Raw genomic sequence first — 21,684 nt, forward strand, 5'->3', positions numbered from 1 at the left:
GACCGTACTTCGTGCGAGGACGGATTCTGTGGATGGGCTGTACGCGTTTCAGTGCCTGCCGAATCGGCGGTGCGCCGCCTGTTTCGAGACGCCGAGAGAGCTTGCGATGGCCTGCCAGGAGTAGCCGAGATTGCGCGCTCGGCGCACCTGGGTCTCTTCGGCACGGGCCAGCTCGCTGCGCAGGGCGGCCAGGCGGTGGAGTTCTGACAGCGGCTCGCCGCCGTCGTCCTGTCTGATCGCGGTCTTGATGGTCATGATGCACCTCCTGCGTCAATCATTGTTGACGGCACGGAAGATGTCAACTCATGTTGACGCACACGTGAGGCGCGTGCGATGCGAGACTGGGCCGATGCTGTCTGCATCGAAACCAGTACCGGGCGACCGCGTCGCCGTCCTGTCGCCCGCTTTCGCCGCTCCTGCGGTCGCTCCGGAGATCCACGAGCAGGCTCTCCGACGACTCGAGCAGCTGACGGGACTGATCCCGGTCGAGTATCCGACCACTCGGCAGCTCGACGAGAGCCCAGAAGCCCGGGCCGCCGACGTCAATGCGGCCTTCGCCGATCCCGGCATCCGCGCGATCCTCGCGACGATCGGCGGCGACGATCAGATCCTGGTGGTGCCGCACCTCGACGCCGCCCTCGCTCAGGCTGATCCCAAGCCGTTCCTGGGCTACAGCGACAACACCAACATCCTCAACTGGCTGTGGGGCCTCGGCATCCGCGGCTACTACGGCGGGTCCACCGCAGTGCACCTCGGACCGGGCCCGGCGGTCGATGACGTGCATCTGCGCGCGCTGCGCGCGGCGCTGCTCGACGGTGGCACCGTCGAGATCACCGAGCCGGGTGAGTCGGAAGACGTGGGAAAGCGCTGGGAAGACCCGCGAGCCCTCAGCGAATACGGCGACCGCACTCCGACGGAGGAGTGGACCTGGTCGGGGCCGGCATCTCGGGTCGAGGGACGCACCTGGGGTGGATGCCTCGAGGTCATCGATCAGCTCGCGCTCGCAGAACGGCTGCCCACCACCTACGACCTGCGCGGCGGCATCCTGCTGCTCGAGACCAGCGAGGAGCGACCGCCCGCGAGCTGGGTGTCGCGCTGGATGCGTGGGCTGGGGGAGCGCGGCATTCTCGATGCCGTCGCGGGCGTGGTCGTCGCGCGTCCGCCCGTGAGCGATTTCGAGTTCCTGCCGACGCCGGACGAGGCCGATGCGCTGCGTACGGCGCAGCGAGACGCCGTGATCGAGACGGTCTCGCGGTACAACCCCGACGCGGTCGTCTGCGTCGGAGTGCCGTTCGGCCACACGCGGCCGCAGTGGATCGTCCCCTACGGCGGGACGATGATGCTCGACGGTTCGACGCGCACCGTCCACGCCTCCTACTGAGCGCATACGACGAAGGGCGGCACCTCCTGAGGAGGTGCCGCCCTTCGTGTGAGAGATGGCGGGTCAGAGTTCGACGGCCGCCGCGACTCCGAGGTCCTCTTCGTAGTCGTTGTCCTTCGTCTCCTTCGACAGGAGCAGAGCGACGAACGTCAGCACGCCCATCGCCGACAGGTAGAGACCGACGAGCCACGGGGCACCGTCGCCGAGCTCCCAGAGCCACAGGGCGATGAGCGGGGCCACAGCGGCGCCGAGGATCGACGAGACGTTGTACGAGATCGCGGAGCCCGTGTAGCGGACGTTCGTCGGGAACAACTCGGGAAGCAGCGCGCCCATCGGACCGAATGTGGCTCCCATGAGCATGAACCCGAACACGAGGAACGCCTGCGCGAGTGCGCCCGTGAACTTCGGGTCCATCGCGGGCAGCAGGAAGGCGTTGAACGTGAAGCCGAACACGATGATGAGCCCGGTGACCCACAGCAGCAGCTTGCGGCGGCCGATCGAGTCGGCGATCGGCCCGGAGAGCAACGTGAAGATTCCGAAGAACACGACGCCGACGATCTGCATGAGCACGAAGTCGGTGTAGGCGAACCCGAGACCCGGATAGAACTGCGCGGCGAACGCTGAGGCGTCGAAGCTCTTGCCCGTCGCCTCCGCCGCGGCCTGCGCGGCAGCGGATGCCGTCTCGAGCGTGGCCGGCTTGGTGCCGTACGCGAGGGTGAAGTTCGTCATCAGGTAGAAGAGCACATAGGTCGCCAGCATGATGAACGTGCCGAGGATCAGCTGCTTCCAGTGGTGGCGGAACACGGTCGCGAGGGGCAGCTTGCGGATCGCGCCCTTCTTCTCGGCCTTCTTGAAGGTGTCGGACTCGACGAGCTTGAGGCGCACCCAGAGGCCGATGATGACCATGACGGCCGAGAACAGGAACGGGATGCGCCAGCCCCATGACAGGAAGGCCTCGGACTTCAGCGCCGGGTTCTCGGAGTGCGGCAGCAGCCAGTTGATGGCGAGGAAGAGGAAGTTGGCGATGATGAACCCGAGCGGCGCTCCCAGTTGCGGGAACGTGCCGTACCAGGCGCGTTTGCCCTTCGGAGCGTTCTCGGTGGCCACCAGTGCGGCGCCCGACCATTCGCCGCCGAGCGCGAAGCCCTGGGCGAGACGCAGGATGAGCAGCAGCAGAGCCGCCCACCAGCCGATCTGCTGGAACGTGGGCAGAAGTCCGATGATGAACGTCGCGATGCCCATCGTGAGCAGCGACGCGACGAGGGTCGCCTTGCGGCCGAACTTGTCGCCGAAGTGACCGAAGATCACCGCGCCGACGGGGCGAGCCACCATGGCCGCACCGAACACCGCGAACGACGACAGCAGTGAGGTGGTGTCGTTGCCCGTGGGGAAGAAGAGGACGGGGAAGACGAGCACGGCCGCTGTCGCGTAGGCGTAGAAGTCGTAGAACTCGATCGTGGTGCCGACGAGGCTCGCCGTGATGACGCGCGAGCGCGGATTCGCGGGCGCTGTGGTCGTACTCATGCTGCTCCTTAGATCCTGGGCCCGGTATACCAAGGCACCGAGAGATCCTACGCCTTCCTGAACGTTTGCTGGGTGCGTGTGACATTCGGAGCATCCGCGTGCGTAGAGTCGGAGGCGGATGCCGTGACCCACTCGAGGCAGGGAGAACTGTGACCACGAGACTGCTGCTCATCGCAGACACTCATGTTCCGAAGAGAGCGAAGCGTCTTCCCGACGCGGTGCTGCGGGCGGTCGACGACGCCGACATGGTCATCCACGCGGGAGACTGGGTCGACCTCGCGACGCTGGATCTGCTCGAGTCCCGCTCGCGGGTGATGCACGGCGTGTATGGCAACAACGACGGCCCGGATCTGCGTGAACGCCTGCCCGAGATCGCCCGGTTGACGGTCGAGCAGGTCGAGGTGGCCGTCATTCACGAGACGGGGCAGGCGCAGAAGCGCGAGGAGCGGATGGATGCGGCCTTCCCCGGCGTGGATCTGCTGATCTTCGGGCACTCGCACATTCCCTGGGACACCGTCGCCCCCTCGGGGATGCGTCTGCTCAACCCGGGTTCGCCGACCGATCGGCGCCGTCAGCCGGTGTGCACGATGATGTCGGTCACGATCGATGCCCGACGGATCGACGCCACGCTGGTGCCCATCGCATGAGCCCCTCAGCACGCGCGAGCGGCGGCGACGACACGCCCTCGGTCTACCGCGCACCGATGCGGTCGCGCGACGAGGACGTGCCCGACGGGCCGGCCGTCGAGCGGGCGCTCGCGCTCGGCGTGTGCGGAGTGGGCGGCCGGCTCGACGACGCACCGGACTCGATCGCCGAGGCGCTCGCCGCGGTGGACGCGGTCTTCGGAGAGCGGATGGCGCGCCGCCTCGATCGTTTCGCCTCGGTCGCCGAGGGAGCCTTCGTCTGGACTCGCGACTCCGACGGCCTCCTGTGGCTGGGCCGGATCAGCGGACCGTGGCGCTACGATCCCTCGCCCCAGGCACGTGCGGTCGATCTGCCGCACGTGCGGGCGTGCGACTGGCTCGACGGTCCTGTCGAGCCGGCCGCGGTGCCGCCTGGCGTGCACGAGTCCTTCGCACGCGGTGGACGCAATTGGCAGAGCATCAGCCGGGCCGACGCCGCTCGCCTCACTGCAGCCGTCTGGTCGTCCCGACGGGGCCGGTAGCCGGGCCGTTCAGTCCGTCCCGCGCAGGTCGCGGAGGATGGCGTCGTATCGGGTGAGGAAGGTGCGTTCGTCGAGACGTTTGCGACGAAGCCACGACGTGACCTCGTCGTTGCGTTTGCTCGCATTGCACGGTCCGCATGCCGGAACCACGTTCTCCACCGTGTAGCGGCCGCCCCGAGATATCGGCATCACGCAATCGCGCTGCAGAGCGATGTCGCTCGCTCCGCAATATGCGCATCCTCCCCATGCCTCGCGCAGCGCCGCCCACTGCTCGGGGGTGAGGTCGTTGTCGGCCCGCGCCACGCGACCCCGGCGTCGCTTCGCATAGCGGGCGCGCGCAGCGGGCGAGGGGGTGGAGAACCTTCGGCGCGGCACAGACTCACGGTACTGCGCGCACGTCTGCCGCCGAACCCTATTCCTCCGTGTCGCCGAGCGCGAGCGCCGAGACGAATTCGGCCGTCGGTGCGAGCACGTGCTCGAGTTCGAGGACGACGACCGTGTTGGTGCCGGCGTTCGTGGCCGGTGCGGGCACGAACAGAGTGCGCTGAGGCCCGTTGCGCCAGTAGCGGCCCAGGAAGAACCCGTTCACGAACGCGTAGCCCTTGCTCCAGGCATCGGTGCCGAGGAACAGGTCCGACGCGGAGTCGAGGACGAACTCGCCGACCCAGGCCGACGGCGCGCTTCCGGCCGTCATCGACGACCCCGTGGCGCGGGATGCGATCGCTGCCGCGATCTCGGCGACGTCGAGCGGTGTCGAATGCCAGCCCAACAGCGGCGCGCCGTCGAGTGCAGGAGTGCCGATCAGCCCCTTCTGCTCGCCGAGCCGGTGGTCGTAGTTCACGCGACCCTGCTCTTCCACGAGGATGCTGAGCGTCCGGCCCGCCGGAATCCGCAGCGCGCGGTCGTGCCGCGTGCGCGAGAGCGTGCCGACGGCCTGGCCGTCGACGCTGACCCAGGCGAGGTCGCGGACCTCGTCGAGCACCAGCTGACCGCCCCGACCTTCGGGAAGGGAGACGTCGTAGCGGACGAGAGCGCTCAGGTGCTCCAGCTCGTCGAACGTGACGGGTGCTGCCGAGGCCGGAGCGCCCGCCGCGGCATCCGTCCACGGTCCGGCAGAGATGAGCGGCACGGAGAAGACGGGCGCGGGTTCTGCAGCGAGCGGGAGCTCCTCGGGAACGGGCGCGTACTTCGCGATGACATCGCGGAACGCGAAGAACTTCTCCGTCGGGTTCCCGGCTTCGTCGAGGGGCGCATCGTAGTCGTACGACGTGACGATCGGCAGGTAGCGGCCCTTGTGGTTGGCGCCGTTCGTGAGGCCGAAGTTCGTGCCGCCGTGGAACATGTAGATGTTGACCGACGCGCCGGCAGCGAGCAGCTCATCGAGGTCGGCGGCGGCCGCCGCGACGTCGGTCGTGTGGTGCACACCGCCCCACCAGTCGAACCATCCGTCCCAGAACTCCGAGCACATGAGCGGGCCCGTGGGCTGATGACTGCGCAGGGTCGCGAGGCGTTCGGCGCTGCGCGATCCGAACGAACCGGTCTTGTGCAGCTCGGGAAGGCTGCCGTCTGACAGCATCCGATCGGTCGGCTGGTCGACCGTGGTGAGCGGTACCGTGATGCCTGCCTCGCGGGTGAGTGCGACGAGGGCCTCGAGGTAGGCCTTGTCGGAGCCGTAGGCGCCGTACTCGTTCTCGATCTGCACGAGCACGACCGAGCCGCCCCGGTCGATCTGCCGCGGAGCGACGATCTCGTAGACCCGACGGAGGTACTCGCTCACATCGGCCAGGTAAGTGGGCTCGGACGAGCGCAGCTCGCGCTCGCCCGCGGTGAGCCAGTTCGGCAGGCCGCCGTTGTGCCATTCGGCGCAGATGTAGGGGCCTGGGCGGACGATCGCGTCCATGCCCTCGGCCTGGATCAGGTCGAGGAAGCGCCCGAGGTCGTTCCATCCCGTGGCATCCCACTCGCCCCGGCGGGGTTCGTGAGCGTTCCAGGCCACGTACGTCTCGATCGTGTTGAGCCCCATCAGGCGGGCCTTGCGGATGCGGTCCTGCCACTGGTCGGGGTGCACCCGGAAGTAGTGGATGGCGCCGGCGATCACCTGGTGGGGGAGCCCCGCGCGGAGGAAGTCGGTCTCGCCGATGGAGAAGGAAGTCACGATGTGGTGCTTTCGATGGGAGGGCCGGACGGAGATCGGGTCCCCGTCCGGCCCGGACGTGCGATTACTTGTTGACGGCGAAGCCCTGCGAGTTGCCGTACTCGACCAGCGCGTCCTGCCAGGTCACGAGGCCCTCGTTCAGGTCGGTGCCGTTCTGGTACGACTGGCCCACGGTGTCGCCGAAGATGCTGTTGCCGTAGACCTGGTAGGGCAGGTAGCTCCAGCCTTCGACGACCTCGTCGGCCGCAGCGGCGAGGACCTCGTTGATCTTCTGGCCGCCGAAGTACTCGGGGGCGTCGGCGAGGAACTCCTCGCTCGAGAGCTCAGCGGTGGTCGACGGGAAGCCGCCCGACTCGAGGAAGGTCGAGATGCTGTCCTCCGAGTTGTTCAGCCACCACAGGAAGCCGGCAGCGAGTTCCGGGTTCTTGCTCTGCGTCGTGACGGCCTGGCCGCCGCCACCGTTCTCCGCCGTCGCCGGGGTGCCGTCGTAGGTCGGCATCGGCGCGACGCGCCAGTCGCCGGCTCCGTCGGGAGCGCCGGTGATGAGGTTGCCGGGCATCCAGGCGCCGATCACGAGGGTCGCGAGGCTGCCGTCGCCGAGGGCGCGGAACCACTCGTCGCTCCAGCTGCCGTAGGGGGCGAGCAGGTCCTCCTCGACGAGGCGGTTCCAGTTCTCGGTCCACTTCTTCGAGCCGTCGTCCTGCAGGTCGATCGTGACATCCGTGCCCGACGTCTCGAACGGCTTGCCGCCGGCCTGCCAGATCATCGAGGTCGCGAACCCGGCGTCGCCGGTGTCGTTCGTGATGTACGCGTCAGGGTTCGCGGCGTGGATCGCCTTGGCCGCCTCGTAGTACTCGTCCCACGTGGTGGGCACGGCGACGCCTGCGGCGTCGAACACGGCCTTGTTGTAGAACAGCGCCATGGGACCGGAGTCCTGTGGCAGTCCGTAGATCGCGTCGCCGTCGGTGACGGAGTTCCACGTCGAGGCGGTGTAGTCGTCCTCGAAGTCGGAGAAGCCGTACTGCGAGAGGTCGACGAACGCGTCGGTGAGTGCGAACTGGGGGAAGGCGTAGTACTCGATCTGCACGACGTCGGGGGCGCCCGAGCCGGCCTTGATGGCGTTCTGCAGCTTGGTGTACTCCTCGTTGTTGGTGCCCGCGTTGACCACGTTCACCTTGACGTTCGGGTACTCCTTCTCGAATGCCTCGACCTGGGCCTCGGCAGAGGGCGTCCACGACCAGTACGTGATCTCGCCGCCCTTCTCGAGAGCGGCCTCGACGGAGTCGAACGAGCCGTCGCCGGCAGCGCCGCCGGAGCCGGTGTCGCCGGTGCTGCAGCCGGCCAGCGCCAGCGCTGCCACGGTTCCGGCCGCGAGCACCGCGAGGGTGCGCCGTGCGGCGGGTGAGGGAAGGTGCTTCATTGCTGTGTCCTTTCGGGGGTGCGGTCCTTCATCGGACCGACGTGTGCGGTGCGGAGGGATGCCGGAAGCTACTGCTTGACGCTTCCGGCGGTGAGACCTGACTGCCAGAACCTCTGCAGCAGCAGGAAGGCGATGACGATCGGGATGATGGTGAGGAGCGAGCCCATGATCACGAGGTTGTAGATCGGCTGAGACCCTGCACCGATCGCCTGGTTGCTCCACTGGTTCAGGCCGACGGTGAGCGGGTACCAGTCGGGGTCGGACAGCATGATCAGCGGCAGGAAGTAGTTGTTCCACGTCGCCACCACGGTGAAGAGGGTGACCGTCACGATTCCGGGAGCGAGCAGTCGCATCGAGATCGTGAAGAAGGTGCGGAACTCGCCGGCGCCGTCGATGCGGGCCGCCTCGAGCAGCTCGGTCGGCACCGAGTCCGAGGCGAAGGCCCAGATCAGGTACAGGCCGAACGGGCTGATGAGCGAGGGGATGATGACGGCCCACGGGGTGTTGGTGAGTCCCAACTCGCTGAACAGCAGGAAGGTCGGCACGGCGAGCGCGGTGCCGGGCACGGCGACCGCCCCGAGCACGACGGCGAACACCGCGCGGCGGCCGGGGAAGCGGTACTTCGCGAGTCCGTAGCCGGCCATGGTCGCCAGCAGGGTCGCGCCGCCGGCTCCGACGACCACGTACAGCAACGTGTTGCCGAGCCAGCGCAGGAAGATGCCGTCCTGGTACGAGAAAGTCGCGACGAGGTTGTCGACGAACGCGAAGTCGTCGGAGAACCACAGGCCGAACGAGCTGAACAGACCCGCCTGGGTCTTCGTCGAGCTGAACAGCAGCCAGACGAGCGGCACGAGCGTGTACAGCGCGTACATCACCATGACGATCAGCAGGATCTTCGACTTGCGCGGATTCAGCAGATCGTGGCGCTTCTGCGAGGGGCGGGCGAGGGGGAGTGCCATGTCAGCGCACCTCCGACTTCGAGCCGCGCAGCTGCACGACGTAGGCGATCACTGCGGTGATGACGCCCATGATGATGGCGATCGTCGCGGCGTAGTTGAACTGCTGTCCGGCGAACGAGAGGTTGTACGCGTACATGTTGGGTGTGAAGTACGTCGTGATCACGTTCGGTGCCAGGGGTCGCAGGATGTTGGGTTCGTTGAAGAGCTGGAAGCTGCCGATGATCGAGAAGATCGTCGCGATCACGAGGGCGCCGCGCACCGAGGGGATCTTGATCGAGAAGATCGTGCGCCACGCGCCGGCTCCGTCGAGCGATGCCGCCTCGTACATGTCGGTCGGGATCGTCTTCAGCGAGGAGTAGAAGATCAGCATGTTGTAGCCGACGAACTGCCACGTCACGATGTTGCCGATAGAGACCAGGATCCACTCCCGCGCGAAAGGGGTGATGAGGTCGCTGCCGAGCAGGTCGTTGAAGTTGGACGTCAGACCGAACTGGTCGCCGTAGATGTAGCCCCACATGAGCACTGCGACGACGGCGGGCACGGCGTAGGGCAGGAAGATCAGGATGCGGAAGAAGGATGCTCCGCGCAGTCGTGCGCTGTCGAGTGCCAGGGCCGCGGCGAGGGCGAGGATCAGCATGATCGGCACCTGCACGACGAGGAACAGCACGACGCGGCCGAACGCTTCCCAGAACTGCGGGTCGGTGAGAGCGCGCACGTAGTTGTCGAACCCGACGAACGCGGTGCCGCCGATCAGCTTCTCCTGGAAGAAGCTGAGGTACAGCGCGTAGGCGAGCGGTGTGAGGAACACCAGGGCGAACACGACCATGAACGGGCCGACGAAGGCCCATCCCTTCCAGTCGCGCTTTTCACGCCGGCGGATGCCGTGGTCCGCCAGGGCTGCGGAATCTTGAGTCGTCATTGACGAGAACCTTCTTAGAGATCGGGCGCTCACTGCGCCGTGTGTCAACGTCAACATATTCGATGCGCTGCTAGTGTGTCAACGTCAACACATGAATGGATGAGTGCTCGTGACCTCGGAACAGTCGGCAGAGCCGCCGCAGCGGCGGCGAGACCCCTCCATGGAAGACGTGGCCAGAGAGGCCGGAGTCTCCGGACAGACCGTCTCGCGGGTCGTGAACGCGCGCGGCTACGTCGGCGCGGCCACGAGGGAGCGCGTCGAAGACGCCATGCAGCGGCTCGGCTACCGGCCCAACAGCGCCGCCCGCGCACTGCGTTCAGGCCGATTCCGCGCGATCGGCGTGATCATGTTCTCCTTCAGCTCCTACGGCAACCAGCGCACGCTCGACGCGATCGCGGTGCGGGCCTCGCAGATGGGGTACGCGCTGACGCTGATCCCCGTGGAGTCCAGTGCTCGTGACACCGTGGCAGGCGCCTTCCGCCGCCTCGAGGAGCACGCGGTCGACGGCATCATCATCGTGATCGAGGCGCATCAGCTCGATGAGGCCGAAGTGGAGATCCCCGACGGACTGCCCGTCGTGCTGGTCGACTCCAACCGGGGAGCGACTCACCCCTTCGTCGACACAGACCAGGCCCAGGGCGCGCGGCTCGCGACCGAGCATCTGCTCGAACTCGGCCACGAGACCGTCTGGCACGTCGCTGGACCGGCGAAGTCGTACTCCGCCGAGCGCCGTCGCGAGTCCTGGCAGCGGACGCTCGAAGCCCGCGGGGTCGTCGCGCCCGAGCCGCTGCAGGGCGACTGGACGGCCGAATCCGGCTACCAGGCAGGTCTCCGGTTGCGCGACGACGACCGGGTCACCGCGGTCTTCGCCGCGAACGACCAGATGGCGATCGGCGTCGTGCGTGCGTTCCGTGAGGCCGGGCGCGACATTCCGGCCGACGTCAGCGTGGTCGGCTTCGACGGCCTGCCTGATGCCGCGCAGCTGTGGCCGCCGTTGACCACCGTGCAGCAGCATCCTGAGAAGGTCGGCGCACTGGCGGTCGACGCGCTGCTCGTCGAGCTCGACGGCGGAGAGCGCACGCAGACTCCGCTGGTCGGCACCGAGCTCGTCGTGCGCGAGAGCACCGCCCCGCCTCGGGCGATCTGAGTCGGCAGCGCGGGCGAGCCTGCGATCAGGGCTTCGCGGCCGCGTCGGCGCCGTCTCTTCGCCGCATCGACACGTGTGCCGGGATGCCGCGCGAGAACAGGATCGACAACAGGCTGATCAGGATCAGCCCCACGAAGGACACGCGAAGCGACGACAGCTGCGACTCGCGATAGATGTCGGCGAGTTCGCTCGAGTCCTCGTCGCTGAGGCCGGCCGCCTCGCCGATCCCCGCGACGTCCGCTGCGGGCACCACCGTGACCCCGCGGTCTGTCGCGGCACTCACCGTCTCGCGCACGTCGCTCGGAAGATCGCTCACAGCCACTCCTGAGGCGAACGAGGTCGACAGTGCACCGATCAGCAGCGATCCGATCAGCGCCGTTCCGAGCGATGAGCCGAGATTCTGGAAGACCCCCTGCAGTCCGCCTGCCTCGCTCGTGTCCTTCTCGCTCACGCTCGACATGTTGACGTTGCCGAGCTGTGAGGCCAGCAGCCCCAGGGCACTGCCGGCGAGGAACATGCCGACCGCGAACAGGCCGCCGCGGAGATCCTCGGTCACCGAACCGAGCAGCAGCACGGCACTGAGCACCAGGATCGACTGTCCGACCCGCACGATCCGACGCGGGGACCACCGGCGCGACAGCGCGGTGCCGACGATAGAGAAGAGGATCAACGAGACCGAGAGCGGGAAGATCTTGAGACCAGTCTCGAGCGCATCGAATCCGAGCGTCATCTGCAGGTAGACCGGGACCATGAAGAACAGCCCTGCCGTCACGGCATACTGGGCGCCGAGCACCGAGAGGCCGCTGCGCAGAGTCGTGATCGAGAGGAGATCCGGCTGCATGAGAGATGGGCGGCCCAGACGGATCAGTCGTCGCTGCCAGCCGATGAACAGCGCGATCAGAGCGGCTCCGAGCGCGATGTACCAGGTGGTCAGCGAGACGCCGAGGGGCGCGACCGGGACGCCTGCGATCTCGGGTGTGTAGAGGGGCACCACCCATCCCCACGTCTTGCTCTGCAGCATGCCGAAGACGATCAGGACGAGGCCGGCCGAAGAGAGCAGCACGCTGACGATATCGATGCGGATGCGCTGTCGCGCGGTGGAATCGGTGATGATGCGAGCGCACACGACGACGCCCAGCATGATCACGACTTCGGCGACGAAGACGAACCGCCAGCTGGAGTAGGTGGTCACCGCGCCGCCGATCAACGGACCGGCCGCGACCGCCGCACCCGACACGGCGCCGATGACGGCGAAGGCCGTGACGCGCGCTGCGCCCCGGTAGTTGTCGGCGACGAGTGCGGCGATCGCGGGGATGACGAGCACCGCACCCAGCCCCTCGATGATCGACCAGCCCAAGAAGAGGAACCCGACGGACGGGCTCAGCGCGGTGATGAGGGAGCCTGCGGCGTAGACGCACGAACCGATCACGAAGGCGCGGCGTCGCCCCCACACGTCGCCGAGCTTGGCCCCGAGAAGCATGAACGCCGCCATGGTCAGCGTGTAGAACGTGATCGCCGCCTGCATCGCCGTCACGGACGTGTCGAGATCGCTCACGACCGTCGAGATCGACACGTTCATGACCGTGCCGTCGAGCACCATGACGAACTGCGCGGCGCCGAGGACGATGACGACGTTCCACTTCTTCATGAGGTCTCCTCAAATGCGGATGCGGATGCGGATGCGGATGCGGATGCGGTCTCGTGCGCGGGCCGGCGGTTGCCGCGCATGATCCGCGCCACGGCCGTGATCAGGAACAGCTGTCCGGTGATCGCCTCGGCGACGGCGATCCCCTGCACGGCTGGGCTCACCGGCACGATGTTGCCGTAGCCGGTGGTCGTGAGGGTGGTGAACGAGAAGAACAGCTGGCTCGAGAGCGAGTCGACGACTTCCGGGCCGAAGGTCGGAACGACGGTCAGAAGCGCGACGAGGTTGTAGACGAGGGCGAAGAACATGCCCACCAGTGCGTACGCCGAGATCGCGGCGAGCAGAGCCTCGGTGTCCAGGCCCCGACGCCGCACCTGGTGTCGGATGATCGCCACCGGTGCGACGAGGAAAGCGAGCATCGATGCCGCCGACAGCGCGATGTCGAGAGCCTGTCCGCGCAGGTCGAGAACCGCGACGAGGATCGCCGCGATGCCCGCGACCGTGAGCACGATCCAGGCGAGGCGCTGCACCCGCCGATGCGCGTCGGTCACTCGAAGTACGACGGCCACAGTGAACAGCTGCACCACGAACGCCGACGGGCTCGGGTCTGCCGTGTCCTGAGCGGCGCACAGCACATAGGTGAGCACGAGAAGAGCGAGCACGAGCCAGTATCCAGACGGCCATCCCGACGCCGATCTCGCGACGTGGGCCCCGAGAGTCGCGGGTTCACGCATCGTGTCTCCGGATCCCATGGAGGAGCCTCACACGGATCCGTGTTCGTGCGGCAGGCGTCCCGACGCCAGAGCCGCCTGCAGCGCCAGGAAATCGCTGTCGTTCTGGTCCGCGTAGACCGCGGCGAAGTCCGCGATCGCCTCCTCGAACGTGTCGCTGCGCCCCAGATACCCCGCGATCTGCACGCGATCGCCGGATCGGGAGTGGGCTCGCGCCAGCGTCTCCCCGCAGATCCGCGCATACAGGGTCGCACCCCGCACGGTCATCGCGTCCGGGTCGACTGCGCCTTTGCCGTCCTGCAACTGCCGGATGTAGAAGTCGCGGCGCTGCCCGTCGAGGCCGACCATGGAGTGCCATCCGAGGAAGATGTCGCTGGACGCCTGCATCACCCGCTGGCCCCGCACGACCCGCTCCGCGTGGTCGTCGTACTCGCTCGGCCCGAGAAAGCGCTCGAGGACGGATGCCTGAGCCTCCTTCGCCTGGAGGAGCAGAGGGTCGTCGTCGTCGCGTCCGCTGAGGAGGATCACCCAGGCGCGCGTGCCCACGCTTCCGACGCCGACCACCTTTCGAGCCATGTGACGGTACCGGTACTCGGCGATCGGATGCCGTTCGCCGCCGAGCGTCGTGCGATATGCGCCCAGCACCTGATGCATGACATCCGCTTCGTCTGCCGCACGCCCCGCTTCGCGGATGAGGTCCTCGACGGGGACGATCAGCGGCGGCGCCGAGACGATGCGCAAGTGGCCGTCGACGACACGCACCAGCTTCTTGAAGGCCTTACGATGATCGCGTCGTCGCGCCTTGTCGATCGTCGCGTCCAGGCGGCGAACCTCCTCATCGCCCACCCGCTGGTCGAGGTGCGCCTCGCGGATCGACAGCCTCGCGCGCTCCGCGTCGAGTCGGTCGTACCAGGCATCGAGCACGGTCGACTTCGACGCGGCCCTCATCGCCGTGCGATAGCCGTGCGCTGCGGCGACGACGCAGGCACGCACCTCCTCGGCGCTGAAACCGCGCTGTCTGCCGGCCACCGCGAAACTCGCCGCGAGTCGTTTGACATCCCATTCGAACGGGCCCGGAAGCGTCTCATCGAAGTCGTTGATGTCGAAGATCAGGTGGCGCTCGGGGGTGCTGAACAGGCCGAAGTTCGACAGGTGCGCGTCTCCGCAGAGCTGCGCGATGATCCCCGTGTGCGCGGACGAGGCGAGGTCCGAGGCCATGAGCAGGGCCGCCCCGCGGTAGAAGGCGAGCGGCGACGCGGCCATGCGCGCGTAGCGCACCGGTGTGAGCTCCTGGACCCGTGATCGTCCCTGCTCCTCGAGCAGATCGATCGGGTCCGGCCGGTCCGAGGCCGGTGACCATACTCCGAGCTGCGCCCGAGGCATCCGCGATCGAGCGGCACGTCCTTCATCACGTCGCTCGGCGAACGGCTTCGCGACCTCCGATCGCCGGGTCATGAGCTGGCCCGGCCGAGAGGATCGGCGGAGGTGGCATCCGCCTTCTCACCTGCGACGCCCTCGAGCACGTCGTCCTCGGACTCCGCGACGTCGATGGCGTCGACATCGGCATCGGCATCGGCATCGGACGGCGGACGTTCGACCACCTCCAGAACGAGGACGACGAGCAACGACAGCACCAGCGTCCACAGCACGAGCGCGGGGCTGAGCGGCCGGACGAACAGCACGACCGCCGCACCCGCCACGATGATCACGCCCCTCAGGAGAGAGCGTCGCGAGTACAGCCACGTGCCGACGCGACCGCTGCTCAGGCCGCGCCGTTCCAGAGCCTCGCGCACCGAGGCGGCGCCACCGTGGACGACGGCTCGCAGCCGTCGTGGAACATCGAAGGGGCCCGCGAACCACCCGACCACGGCGGTGACGAGCGCGAGTACGAGCACAGCCACGGCCGTGTCGCGCATGGCACCGCCGACCAGTTCGTAAATGGCGCCCCCGGCATCCGCGGGGATGCCGTTGCTGCGCAGAGCGGCGTCGAAGAACACCCTGCCGACTGCGAGGCCCGCGAGCACGATCAGCATCACGAGACCGAGGGAGAGCGCTGCGGTGACGAGCGCGACCGAGCGCCGTCGAGCGGCGACCACCCCGGCGGTGAGGAAGAGGATCGCCACCCAGGGCAACCACAGCCCGGCCGCCACCACCAGCTCGTACGCGAGCTGGACGGAGGCGAGGGAGTCGACCTGCGCGACCGTGATCGTGCGATCGACCGTCGGAATCGACGCCGCGAATCCGACCCCCTGGTCGACGAGCACATCTTTCGCGGCGTCGATGATCGGCGCCAGCTGAATCCCGATGGTGCCGTCGGAGCCCAGGGCGATGGCCGCATCCGGATCGTTCTGCAACGCGGACACCACCTGCGAGTGGCTGACGCGGAGCGCGCTCGCCCAGACGTTCGCGAACGCTTCGGACTCGACGAAGCGCTCGACCACGGTGCCCACGAGCGACTGGAGCCCTTGTGCGGCGGGGCCCTTGAGCAGTTGCAGCGCGCGAGTCGCCGCGGGGCCGGTGCCGAGATCGATGACGCCGTCGATCACGTCCGTGGTGAGGGTCGGTATGTCGACCTGCCCCTCGATCGCCTCGACCACCTGGTCGGTGACCGCGGACTGCACGGCAGGATCGCTCGCGAGCACGCTGTAGCTCGCGACGAATCGGTCGGTGTCGGTGAGCTGCACGTTGGCCCAGGCGGCGACGAGGGCGACGGGGGCGATGAGCGTTCCCAGCACGATCAGGACGGTGGCCGAGAGCGTGCGGCCCCACCCGCGGGACCGGCGGCGCGACACGGCCGGATCAGTCGTCGGCACGGGGGCCGCCGCCGGGGTGCCCCCGCGGAGCGCGCTGTTCTCGGCTTCGAGGGCGGCCAGGCGCCGTTGCAACTCCTGGACTGTGGATCGTGCCATGGGATTCTCCCTCCTCAGACTTTCGCGTTCTGACGCGGGATATGGACCTGCTTGATGACCAGGAGGATCGCTGCGGTGATCGGGATCGACACGAGAGCGCCGAGCAGGCCGAGCAGGGCCCCGCCGATGAGCGCTCCGATGATGACGAGCGACCCCGGCACCGCGATCGCCCTGTTCATGATGCGCGGCGTCAGCAGATATGCCTCGAACTGCATGTAGATCAGATACAGCACCGAGAAGATCAGTGCGAGCAGGGGGTCGGAGAAGAGCGCGACGATCGAGGCGAAGATCCAGTACGTGACCGGGCCGATCAGCGGTATCAGAGTGATCAGGAAGGCGGCCAGCCCCATGAACGCAGGGGCCGGGAGTCCGAGGACCAGATGCAGCAACGTCGCGAACACCGCGTTGCAGGCGGCGAGCACCACCATCCCGATGAGGTATCCGCCCACCGAGTCGGTGATCTGCTCCGTGAGCGATCGGAGTCTTGCTCGGTCGCGTGCCGGCGCGAGGGAGTAGAACGCGGACTTGATCGACGTCAGGGAGGCGAGGAAGTACAGCGTGAGCACGACGACGATGATGACGCCGGAGACCGCGTTGCCGACGGTGAAGCCCACGGCGAGCACCCCGCCTCCGACGGCGAGCAGGTTGCCCGGATCCGCGAAGAACGCCGCGAGTTGATCGAGGGCGGTTCCGAGCACGTCTCCGACCTGCGCTTCGAACGCTCTGTACGCCTCCGAGGTGCGGAAGTCCGCGATGGCCGCGGGTACGGAGCGTGCGAACTCTCCGAGCTGCACCAGAGCGGGTGGCAGGATGAACCCGATCACCACGGCGAGGAAGACGATGAATCCGCCCGAGACGATCAGCAGTCCGCGCGTGCGCGACACCCGGTGTGCCTCCAGCCATCGGATCACCGGGTCGAGGCCGAGCGCGACGAAGATGGCGATGGCGATGTAGATCAGGATCGTGGCGACAGAACTCGCGGCGACGCCGAGTACGAACGCGCCGAGCCCGCCGAGGACCAGCGCGAAGCCGAACAGCAGAGGGCGCGTGACAGTGATCTGGATGCTGCGTGGTCGGGATTCACGCGAGGCGCGCCGAAGCTGAGGGGGTGACTCCTCAGGCACGCTCGCATCGCTCACGGAGCCACTCTCGGGCGCAGGGCGCACGGCCGCGTCACCCTTTCAGGGCGATATACCGCGACGTCAGAGCAGCCCGAGGTCCTGAGCGCGCGCGACCGCGGAGTTGCGGTTGGGCACCGAGAGCTTCCGGTAGATGTGAGCCATGTGGGTCTTGATCGTGTTGGGCGACACATAGCAGCGGGCCGCGAGGTCGATGTTGGTCATTCTGGTGGGCAGGTACGCGAGAATCTCGAGCTCGCGATCCGTGAGCTGCTCGGCGAGTTGGGGCGACGATGCGCGGGCGCGACGCAGCAGGCTCGCCCGTTCCAGCACGCTGGCGCGGAACGTCGTCGACGTGCCGGGAAGATCGGCGATCAGCCGAATGACCTCGGGGCCGGCCCGCACGAAGACGGCGACCAGATCATGCTGTGACGCCAACTCCAGGGCCCTGTGCATGGCCTTCGCGCCCGCGCCGGCGCCCAGCTCGCGGGCGTCGAGCCATGAACGGAGGATGAGCTGCTCCACGCTGGCGCGGGGCATCGACTCGGGCGGCTCCGGGGAGACCGCATCGAGGTGGGCGCGAGCGAGGTCGGGGCGGTTCCGCGTCAGCGCGGCGGCCGTCGCCTCGAAGGACAGAGGAGACCAGCGTCCTGCCGGCGGATGATGCAACCCGCCGTTCGATGCGTGTGCGACGCGGAGTGCGCGAGCCTCCTCGGCTTCGAGCGCCGCCGCGACGATCGGAGGCGGAGTCGACGGCGGCCGATCGGCCTGGTCGACGATGTCTCCCTCGCTGCGAACTCTCACGAGGTGCGCGATCCACATCAGCTGAGTGCGGTGGTTCGCGGCGGCGCGGAGCGCGCCCTCGTGCAGAGACACCGCGGCGGAGGACGGTGTGGCTCGCTCGATCGATGCGAGCGCCGCGGCCAGGAAGGCATCCGCCGGCGACGGATGTGCGAGCAGGTGGGTCGCGGCGGCGAGGTCCAGTGCCTCCTCGGAGGCGGCCGCGGCAAGGCGCAGTCGTCCGGCCCATGCCTCCAGCAGCGCGAGTGAGCCGAGGACATGGACGCGGTACAGGCTGTACCGGGCCCCTGGCACGGTGAGCGCCTCGTCGAATCGTCGTCGCGCAGCGGCGAGATCGCCGGCGAGGAAGAGTGCGCGGCCCGCCGAGGTCAGCGAACTCGCGTGCAGCAGGTGCGGGTGTGTGAGGCCCAGCAGCTCGGGCGGGTGCAGATCAGGATGCTCGCGGAGCAGCGTCGTCGCCGATTCGGCAGCCTCCAGTGCGACGCGCGGATCGGGCCGGAACTGCACCCGCGCCGCGAGATAGGTGTGGATGATCGCCGATCGGGCCGGGGTGAGAGTCGGCCGTTCGGCCTGTTCGCGCAGCACGTCCTCGGCGCGGGCCGCGTCCCCGTTCATCATCAGCAGCATCCCGCGAAGGATCTCGAGATCTGGACGGGTCGTACGGAATTCTGCCGGCAGCGCATCCAGCCACCGGCTGACCGACACGGTGTCGTTGCGTTCAAGCACCTCGCGGCCGCGTCCCGAGATCACGGCCGCCGCTCGCTCCCACGACCCGGCTTCGAGGAGGTAGTCGATGGCAGAAGGCGCGTCGCCCCTCGCGAGATGCCAGTCGGCGGCGGCCGTGCGGATCTCGGTCGCCGCTCCGGGTTGCTCGGCCTTCAAGCGGTAGCGCAGGAGTTCTCGGAACATCGGGTGGAAGCGGAACCACTCCCGATCCCGATCGAGGGCACCGATGAACATCGACTCTCTCTCCAGTGCCTCGAACAGCGAAGTCGCGTCGTCGACGGAGAGGATCGACTCGACGAGTTCTGCGGACATCCGGTCGAGGACCGAGAGGCGCAGCAGCAGCGATCGCCGCTCGGCAGGCTGCTGGGCCAGCGCCTGTTCGCTCAGATACTCGGAGATGAGGCGATCGGTGCCCCGAAGCTCACTCGCGAAGTGCTCCGGGTCGTCTTCGCTGCGCAGACCGAGACCGGTCAGCACGACACCGGCGGCCCATCCTTCGGTCCTTTCCATCACGGCGGCCAGAGTGCGGGCACTGACCGGAGAGCCGATGATCCGTTCGAGCAGCGTCGCGCTCGCGGTCTCGTCGAAGGCGAGGTCGCGCTGTCTCAGCTCGAGCAGCGAGTGGCTGAGTCGATGACGACCCCAGCCGAGGCCGTAGTCGATGCGCGAGGAGAAGATGAGGTGGGTGTGGTCGGGAACGTTGTCGGCGAGCCACCAGAGGTCGGGCAGCAACGGTGATCCGGCGAGATGGTGCAGATCGTCGAGCACGAGGACGACGGGGGGATGCTCGCGGAACACACCGACGAGAGAGTCGAGCACGGGACGCCCGATGGTTCGCGCGTTGAGTGCGTGCGGCCGTCCGAGATCCACTTCTCCGCTGCCATCGGGCCGCACCGCGCTCAGCAGATGATCGAGGAGACGGCGTGGATCACTGTCCGCGGGCTCCAGCCCGATCCACATGACACGCACGTCGGGGTGCGAGGCCGCCCACTGCGACAGCAGCACCGTCTTGCCCGATCCGGCCGGAGCGACGACCACGCTGAGGGGCGCGTTCAGCGTGGCGTCGAGTCGGCTACGCAATCGTGGTCGCTCGACGGCGTGAGCCGGCGGGGGAGGTATGGCTGTCATCGGCGATTCCGGTGTCAGTATGCCAGGGCGTGGTCGCATCATCCAGAGCCACTTCAGATCATCCGCAGAGGATGAGGAACCCCGCGACACGCGCAACCATGATGGGACCGTCGCGCTCGCGCGTCCATGTTGCTCGTGCATTCCAGGGAGGCGGCCGTCATGACACGGGTCTTCGAAGTGCTCATCCGCGGACGGATGAGTCCAGAGCTCTCACAGGCGCTGGGCGGGTTCACAGTGCAGGCCCGTCCCGGCGGACTGACGAGCATCCTCGGACCGGTCGATGATCAGCCGCGTCTGCTGGGCCTTCTCGGAGCGTTCGACGAGCTCCACATCGAGGTCATCTCGGTGAATCCCGTGCCTGCACCCGACCCAGGGTCACCCGGGCAGGGTGACGCGGGCGCATCCGCGCCTGGCTAGCTTCGGATCTGGCACTCACCATCTCCGATCGAAAGGGATCGCGCATGTCCATCTGGGATCTCGTGGCCTGGTTCTTCTGGTCCTTCGTCTTCATCTCCTACCTCATGGTCGTCTTCACGATCATCGGTGACATCTTCCGAGACAGTTCTCTGAACGGGTGGCTGAAGGCGGCGTGGATCATCTTCCTCGTCTTCCTCCCGTTCCTCACCGCACTCGTGTACCTCATCGCGCGCGGGCAGGGCATGGCGCAGCGGCGAGGCGAGCAGATCGCCGAACTGCAGGCGGCTCAGACCGCCTACATCCGGGAGACAGCGGGGTCTTCGCCTGCGGACGACATCACGAAGGCTCGCGGACTTCTCGACTCGGGCGTGATCACCCAGGCCGAGTTCGAGACGCTCAAGGCGAAGGCGCTCGCGTCCTAGCCGAGCGCGGGAGCGGTCGAGAGCCCGAGGGGGATACCCGTCGACTCACTCCGTGACTGTCGGCTCAGGCGACCGCCTCGGTGGCTCCCTCGATGTTCCGGAGGAACAGCAGCAGCCAGGTGAAGATGATGAGGAACGCGACGAGCTCGACAGCCGTGAGCGTGTAGTACCCCGTGGCGAAGAACACGGCGAGCACGACGATGCTCGCCACGAACACGTAGCCCAGGGTCAGGAAGACCTGGGCGGTTCCCGGAACCGTGCGGCGCAGCCCGATGACCATCGCCACGAACACCACCACCATCCCGGTGGCGCACAGATTATGCAGCGCGAGGAACCTGTCGACCGGGAAGAGCCCGACACCCGCGAGCAGCACCCCCATAACGGTCAGCTTGAGTCGGACGATGCGACGCCCTCGCGCCGCGCGGGCAGAGTGTGCGGGGATCGACGCGGTTCCGAAGTGGGCGACCGTCGTCACGATGACTCCAGCGATGATCAGAGTGACGTTGAAGGTGAGGGCAGACACGTCGTCGGTCACTCCGAGGCTGCTGAGATGCAGCTTCCACCACTGGTCGTCCGATGCGCTGAGCATGCTCGCGAAGGTGCCCACCACGAGGAACAGCATGAGCACCACGGAGAGCATTCCGGGGCTCATGTTCGCCGCTGACAGCGCGACGAGGTAGGCGGTGCATGCCATCGCGGCGCCGGCGAGCACGGCACCGGCGAAGGTGAAGACCTCCGCGCCGACGAAGCTGCGTTCCACGATGTCGGCGATCGCGATCCATCCGAGGAGAGCGATGATGCCGTGGGCGATCGCCAGGGCCGCGATGTCGAACCACCGCATCCTCGCGTGCGACACACCCGCTGCGGGCTGGACTCGAGCGAGCGAGCGCGCTGCGACGAACACCACGATCGCGGTGATCGCCGCGCCGATCGCGGCGAACTGACCGATCGAACCGGGGCCGGAGATCGGCATCGTGCGTCCCCAGAAGGCCAGCAGCGCGACGCAGGATCCGATGATCAGCGTGGCCGCGCTGACGAGCAGCGCCGCGGATTCCCGCGACCTGGCGTTCGCGAGCGGGTGTCGCAGTACGGAAGTGAGTGACAGTCGGTCCGTCAT

General features: G+C 67.7%; 20 protein-coding genes. 6 read left to right on the forward strand and 14 right to left on the reverse strand.

From position 1 onward, the window contains the following. Window positions 1-48: 48 nt before the first annotated feature. Window positions 49-255: an AsnC family protein gene (locus FIV50_RS05275; RefSeq protein ID WP_140036527.1), complete on the reverse strand. Its 207-nt coding sequence runs from the start codon at window positions 253-255 to the stop codon at window positions 49-51. 94 nt (window positions 256-349) lie between these two features. Here FIV50_RS05275 and FIV50_RS05280 point away from each other — a divergent pair, with 94 nt between their 5' ends. Continuing rightward, on the forward strand, window positions 350-1,381 hold the full coding sequence (locus FIV50_RS05280) for a S66 family peptidase (protein ID WP_140036528.1): 1,032 nt from the start codon (window positions 350-352) through the stop codon (window positions 1,379-1,381). Window positions 1,382-1,444: 63 nt separating this feature from the next. On the opposite strand, the gene FIV50_RS05285 is transcribed toward FIV50_RS05280, so the two are convergent. Next, on the reverse strand, window positions 1,445-2,905 hold the full coding sequence (locus tag FIV50_RS05285) for an MFS transporter (RefSeq protein WP_140036529.1): 1,461 nt from the start codon (window positions 2,903-2,905) through the stop codon (window positions 1,445-1,447). Between the two features lie 149 nt (window positions 2,906-3,054). Between FIV50_RS05285 and FIV50_RS05290 the strand changes: the two genes are divergently transcribed. Both FIV50_RS05290 and FIV50_RS05295 read left to right on the forward strand, forming a co-directional pair. Continuing rightward, window positions 3,055-3,552 (forward strand): metallophosphoesterase family protein, encoded by a 498-nt coding sequence (locus tag FIV50_RS05290; protein ID WP_140036530.1) that lies wholly within the window; start codon window positions 3,055-3,057, stop codon window positions 3,550-3,552. Continuing rightward, a complete protein-coding gene (locus FIV50_RS05295; RefSeq protein ID WP_140036531.1) occupies window positions 3,549-4,070 on the forward strand; it encodes a GAF domain-containing protein in 522 nt (173 codons plus the stop codon). Before FIV50_RS05290 ends, FIV50_RS05295 begins: the two co-directional genes overlap by 4 nt. A 9-nt stretch (window positions 4,071-4,079) precedes the next feature. Here FIV50_RS05295 and FIV50_RS05300 read toward each other — a convergent pair whose 3' ends face one another. The 5 genes from FIV50_RS05300 to FIV50_RS05320 form a co-directional block, all read right to left on the reverse strand. Next, window positions 4,080-4,373 carry an HNH endonuclease gene (locus FIV50_RS05300; RefSeq protein ID WP_308810389.1) on the reverse strand — a complete coding sequence of 98 codons (294 nt, stop codon included), beginning with the start codon at window positions 4,371-4,373 and terminating at the stop codon, window positions 4,080-4,082. A gap of 109 nt (window positions 4,374-4,482) precedes the next feature. Next, window positions 4,483-6,225: a glycoside hydrolase family 35 protein gene (locus FIV50_RS05305; RefSeq protein ID WP_140036533.1), complete on the reverse strand. Its 1,743-nt coding sequence runs from the start codon at window positions 6,223-6,225 to the stop codon at window positions 4,483-4,485. 64 nt (window positions 6,226-6,289) lie between these two features. Continuing rightward, the gene (locus FIV50_RS05310; RefSeq protein WP_140036534.1) at window positions 6,290-7,645 is read right to left on the reverse strand and encodes an ABC transporter substrate-binding protein; all 1,356 of its coding nucleotides are present in this window, start codon (window positions 7,643-7,645) and stop codon (window positions 6,290-6,292) included. A 68-nt stretch (window positions 7,646-7,713) separates the two neighbouring features. Further along, the gene (locus FIV50_RS05315; protein ID WP_181164342.1) at window positions 7,714-8,604 is read right to left on the reverse strand and encodes a carbohydrate ABC transporter permease; all 891 of its coding nucleotides are present in this window, start codon (window positions 8,602-8,604) and stop codon (window positions 7,714-7,716) included. Between the two features lies 1 nt (window position 8,605). Beyond that, window positions 8,606-9,523 (reverse strand): carbohydrate ABC transporter permease, encoded by a 918-nt coding sequence (locus tag FIV50_RS05320; protein WP_140036535.1) that lies wholly within the window; start codon window positions 9,521-9,523, stop codon window positions 8,606-8,608. Between the two features lie 160 nt (window positions 9,524-9,683). Here FIV50_RS05320 and FIV50_RS05325 point away from each other — a divergent pair, with 160 nt between their 5' ends. Beyond that, window positions 9,684-10,670, forward strand: coding sequence for a LacI family DNA-binding transcriptional regulator (locus FIV50_RS05325; protein ID WP_140038640.1), 987 nt, complete (start codon window positions 9,684-9,686; stop codon window positions 10,668-10,670). 25 nt (window positions 10,671-10,695) lie between these two features. Here the strand turns inward: FIV50_RS05325 and FIV50_RS05330 are convergent, their stop codons facing one another. The 6 genes from FIV50_RS05330 to FIV50_RS05355 all read right to left on the reverse strand — a co-directional run bounded on the left by FIV50_RS05330 (window position 10,696) and on the right by FIV50_RS05355 (window position 19,728). Next, entirely contained in the window at window positions 10,696-12,318 is a 1,623-nt protein-coding gene (locus tag FIV50_RS05330; RefSeq protein ID WP_140036536.1) for an MFS transporter, read from the reverse strand. Beyond that, the gene (locus FIV50_RS05335) at window positions 12,315-13,067 is read right to left on the reverse strand and encodes an ion channel (RefSeq protein ID WP_258184429.1); all 753 of its coding nucleotides are present in this window, start codon (window positions 13,065-13,067) and stop codon (window positions 12,315-12,317) included. The genes FIV50_RS05330 and FIV50_RS05335 overlap by 4 nt, the downstream gene beginning before the upstream one ends. Window positions 13,068-13,076: 9 nt before the next feature. Beyond that, window positions 13,077-14,501, reverse strand: coding sequence for a DUF2252 domain-containing protein (locus FIV50_RS05340; protein WP_140036537.1), 1,425 nt, complete (start codon window positions 14,499-14,501; stop codon window positions 13,077-13,079). Then, complete coding sequence (locus FIV50_RS05345; RefSeq protein WP_181164343.1) at window positions 14,498-15,955, reverse strand: hypothetical protein; 1,458 nt, start codon at window positions 15,953-15,955, stop codon at window positions 14,498-14,500. Before FIV50_RS05345 ends, FIV50_RS05340 begins: the two co-directional genes overlap by 4 nt. Window positions 15,956-15,969: 14 nt before the next feature. Then, window positions 15,970-17,094 carry an AI-2E family transporter gene (locus tag FIV50_RS05350; protein ID WP_258184430.1) on the reverse strand — a complete coding sequence of 375 codons (1,125 nt, stop codon included), beginning with the start codon at window positions 17,092-17,094 and terminating at the stop codon, window positions 15,970-15,972. A gap of 63 nt (window positions 17,095-17,157) precedes the next feature. Next, complete coding sequence (locus tag FIV50_RS05355) at window positions 17,158-19,728, reverse strand: LuxR C-terminal-related transcriptional regulator (protein WP_219846262.1); 2,571 nt, start codon at window positions 19,726-19,728, stop codon at window positions 17,158-17,160. 159 nt (window positions 19,729-19,887) lie between these two features. On the opposite strand from FIV50_RS05355, the gene FIV50_RS05360 reads away from it, so the two are divergent. Then, window positions 19,888-20,145, forward strand: coding sequence for a hypothetical protein (locus FIV50_RS05360; protein WP_140036540.1), 258 nt, complete (start codon window positions 19,888-19,890; stop codon window positions 20,143-20,145). 44 nt (window positions 20,146-20,189) lie between these two features. After that, the gene (locus FIV50_RS05365; protein ID WP_140036541.1) at window positions 20,190-20,567 is read left to right on the forward strand and encodes an SHOCT domain-containing protein; all 378 of its coding nucleotides are present in this window, start codon (window positions 20,190-20,192) and stop codon (window positions 20,565-20,567) included. 64 nt (window positions 20,568-20,631) lie between these two features. Here the strand turns inward: FIV50_RS05365 and FIV50_RS05370 are convergent, their stop codons facing one another. After that, window positions 20,632-21,684: a DUF998 domain-containing protein gene (locus tag FIV50_RS05370; RefSeq protein WP_140036542.1), complete on the reverse strand. Its 1,053-nt coding sequence runs from the start codon at window positions 21,682-21,684 to the stop codon at window positions 20,632-20,634.

This window comes from Microbacterium foliorum (assembly GCF_006385575.1).
Lineage (GTDB): Bacteria > Actinomycetota > Actinomycetes > Actinomycetales > Microbacteriaceae > Microbacterium > Microbacterium foliorum_B.

Excerpts from the sequence above, each read along its gene's own strand:
- FIV50_RS05340 (WP_140036537.1), bottom strand. The coding sequence starts at position 14,501 with ATGACCCGGCGATCGGAGGTCGCGAAGCCGTTCGCCGAGCGACGTGAT.
- FIV50_RS05310 (WP_140036534.1), bottom strand. The coding sequence starts at position 7,645 with ATGAAGCACCTTCCCTCACCCGCCGCACGGCGCACCCTCGCGGTGCTC.
- FIV50_RS05275 (WP_140036527.1), bottom strand. The coding sequence starts at position 255 with ATGACCATCAAGACCGCGATCAGACAGGACGACGGCGGCGAGCCGCTG.
- FIV50_RS05320 (WP_140036535.1), bottom strand. The coding sequence starts at position 9,523 with ATGACGACTCAAGATTCCGCAGCCCTGGCGGACCACGGCATCCGCCGG.
- FIV50_RS05285 (WP_140036529.1), bottom strand. The coding sequence starts at position 2,905 with ATGAGTACGACCACAGCGCCCGCGAATCCGCGCTCGCGCGTCATCACG.
- FIV50_RS05365 (WP_140036541.1), top strand. The coding sequence starts at position 20,190 with ATGTCCATCTGGGATCTCGTGGCCTGGTTCTTCTGGTCCTTCGTCTTC.
- FIV50_RS05335 (WP_258184429.1), bottom strand. The coding sequence starts at position 13,067 with ATGGGATCCGGAGACACGATGCGTGAACCCGCGACTCTCGGGGCCCAC.
- FIV50_RS05280 (WP_140036528.1), top strand. The coding sequence starts at position 350 with ATGCTGTCTGCATCGAAACCAGTACCGGGCGACCGCGTCGCCGTCCTG.
- FIV50_RS05325 (WP_140038640.1), top strand. The coding sequence starts at position 9,684 with ATGGAAGACGTGGCCAGAGAGGCCGGAGTCTCCGGACAGACCGTCTCG.
- FIV50_RS05370 (WP_140036542.1), bottom strand. The coding sequence starts at position 21,684 with ATGACGGACCGACTGTCACTCACTTCCGTACTGCGACACCCGCTCGCG.
- FIV50_RS05355 (WP_219846262.1), bottom strand. The coding sequence starts at position 19,728 with ATGACAGCCATACCTCCCCCGCCGGCTCACGCCGTCGAGCGACCACGA.
- FIV50_RS05345 (WP_181164343.1), bottom strand. The coding sequence starts at position 15,955 with ATGGCACGATCCACAGTCCAGGAGTTGCAACGGCGCCTGGCCGCCCTC.
- FIV50_RS05315 (WP_181164342.1), bottom strand. The coding sequence starts at position 8,604 with ATGGCACTCCCCCTCGCCCGCCCCTCGCAGAAGCGCCACGATCTGCTG.
- FIV50_RS05330 (WP_140036536.1), bottom strand. The coding sequence starts at position 12,318 with ATGAAGAAGTGGAACGTCGTCATCGTCCTCGGCGCCGCGCAGTTCGTC.
- FIV50_RS05360 (WP_140036540.1), top strand. The coding sequence starts at position 19,888 with ATGACACGGGTCTTCGAAGTGCTCATCCGCGGACGGATGAGTCCAGAG.
- FIV50_RS05295 (WP_140036531.1), top strand. The coding sequence starts at position 3,549 with ATGAGCCCCTCAGCACGCGCGAGCGGCGGCGACGACACGCCCTCGGTC.